This is a genomic window from Streptomyces sp. NPDC037288, assembly GCF_055603265.1.
In genome coordinates this window covers 1-2,442 of the sequence record NZ_JBVJVY010000184.1, presented here as the reverse complement: position 1 = coordinate 2,442, position 2,442 = coordinate 1, and the positions used below count along the sequence as shown (strand labels likewise).

Annotated in this window: 1 protein-coding gene and 1 pseudogene; both read right to left on the bottom strand. The window is 65.2% G+C overall.

What is annotated here, in order from left to right; all coding sequences use genetic code 11:
- Positions 1-239, bottom strand: a pseudogene (locus ACZ7GZ_RS43030) (hypothetical protein); the annotation flags it as partial.
- Positions 240-913: 674 nt separating this feature from the next.
- Positions 914-1,321, bottom strand: a complete 408-nt coding sequence (locus ACZ7GZ_RS43025) for a preprotein translocase subunit TatB (RefSeq protein WP_471033285.1) — start codon at positions 1,319-1,321, stop codon at positions 914-916.
- Positions 1,322-2,442: the final 1,121 nt, after the last annotated feature.

The following is a 2,442-nucleotide window of genomic DNA, read 5'->3' as shown; positions in this document are numbered from 1 at the left end:
TGGATGCGCGGGGTGCCGTAGGCGTCCCGGGTCTGGGTGTGGATGGCGGTGATCTGCTCGGTCGGCTCTGCGTCCTGCACGGGCCGGGGACCGGGCGTGCTGATGTGGCGGGAGGAGAAGGCGGCACGGGAGGCGGTCAGCGGGTCACACGCCCGTTTGTTGCTGTGGCCTGCTTGCTTCTCCGCCTCGTTGAACGGGTGCACCGTGAGCCCTGGCGACCTGGCCAACTGAGCGGTCACCGCGCCGGCATACCTCGACGATCTCGGCCCGTGAACCGCGGCGTGAACGAGCGGCGAGGACACGGCTTCTACTCCCCATGCTCTCCATGACGGACATCATCCTTCTGGGGCCGAAGCCCCTGATCTCCGATGTCCGTCAAAGCAGATCAAGCCCAAGGCGTTCCTCCGCCGTCCCAGCTGGTTGTGCGGGGCGGGCCATGCCCGGCGCCCCTGCACGGTCGTACGGTGCGAGCGGAGGTCGGCCAGCACATCGGCACTTCCCGGCCAGCGCCTCCTGCAGCGCGATATGTCGACTCTTCAGTCGCTTCAGTCACTGCCCTTCGGGACGGGGTAGGGAGGGAGGCCGAAGTGGTCGGCGTGCACCTTTGTCTGTGGCGCGATGGTCACCCTTGCCGACGCCAGAACGAGGAAGGCGTCGATGCCGCTGATGCCGTATCAGGTGTTCTCGCCGGTCGTACTCGCCCGGCCGTCCAGCGGCACCGATCGCCTCATCCGCGCGACGAAGAGTGTCATTGCCTCCAGCGAATCCGCTGGGCACACCCCTGATCGGCGGCCTGTTGATGCCTCCGGGACCAGTGAAACCCTCCAGCCATGGTGAGCCAGAGAGAGGAGTCATCTCGGCTCTGGAGGCAGGGCAGTCCTGTCACCGGGTCCCGATGAGGGAAAGGGGGAGCTCAGACACAGATGCTGCCGACACAAACCGCCACATTGGTGGGCAGCACCGTTACGTTGAAGTTCCTGAGGTAGGTGTCCAGCACCGCACCTTGCACGTTGGTGAGCTGAATGGCGAGGGGTAAGAAGATGCTGTTGTTGGAGACGTTGACCAGCGCCGTTTGCAGCGTGTTGAGCTGGGTGTCGTTGAGCACGTTGATGTCCTTGACCGAGATGTTGACCTTGTTGTCGCTGAGCAGGTCGCCGACCGTTATCAGGCCGGAGCAGTTGACGGTGTGGTTCGGTCCGCCGCCCTGATTGGAGCAGGTGTAGGTGTGTGGTGAGTTGGCGGAAGCAGGGTTGGCGAGAACTCCGCCTGTGATGACCGCCGCGATCGTGGTGACTGCGGCCAGACGTGCCAGCTTGTGCATGGGGTATCCCTTCCTCAGGTAGTGAACCGACGGTGGCAGGCCGGCGTGGAGCATTCCGTCCGGCTTCCCTCGGTGGCGTTGTGGAGTGGGTGACAGGTTTCAAGTTATTGGACTTAAAGCGCTGTGCACTCGGGGGCGAAAATGGACGAGAGCACCCGAAGGCTGCAGCATGGCGGCCTCGTTGAACGATGTGCACACGCCCACTTCCCAGGGATACAGCACCTTCAGGGCCTTGGCATCTCGTGAGTTTCTGGCCGGGACCGTTGACAGCGCCAGTGCACAGCGGGTCCGGGACAGGTCGTGCACGGTGGCCCGGACCCCTTGACTTGCGGCAGGCAGGCGATGCTAGAAGCGACTTCGCCGAGCCTGATCATGAGGGTTGCGCGGCGTGCAGGACGTCTCCACGGCTGCACATCAGGGCCTGCGCCACAACACTGGGTCCCTCGGACAGCGAGGCTCGCACCGGCGCGCCTCACGCATGCAGCGACTTGCGGAGGAATTGTGCGCAACGGCCGATCGTTTCGGCTTCTTCCAGCATCAGGGTGTTCCCTTCGGGTGAGGCGTCGGCGGTCCAGCGGGCGGCGAGGCATCGTGGGACTCGGTGCAGAAGCAAGGCCTGAGAAGGCTGGGTGGGTCTGTCCAGCCAACGGTGTAACTCGGGTGGTGTGAGTAGCGGCGGGCGACGGGGAGTCGGCCGTCGAAGGTGAAGTCGAAGGCCTGAAGGGCGGGCTTGCAGCGCGGGGTCCAGCGTTTGCGTTCCTGGCCGCAGATCCTCGACCGCACCGCCTCAGGCCGCCGGTTGAAGAGATGGCGCAGTGCGGCTGCGTGCCAGTCTCCGTGCGCCTCGGGTCGACTGCGTGGACCGAGGCGGGACGAGGGCGAAGAACATATGATGGCTTACCGCTTAGACTGAGGGATTCGGCGCCCTTCTGAATGGCTTATACAGAAGGCGAGCGAGGAGCGTACTCAGCGGGTCGGTGAACAGAAGGACGACGACCCCGTCGAGCAGGTTCGGGTGCCAAGCCGCCGCTGCGCCGCACCCGCCGTCCCGCCGGTCCTGCCGCCGGCTCTGTCGACCCGAAGGAGGCCTGAGCGATGTCGAAACTGGGCAACCTCGGCGC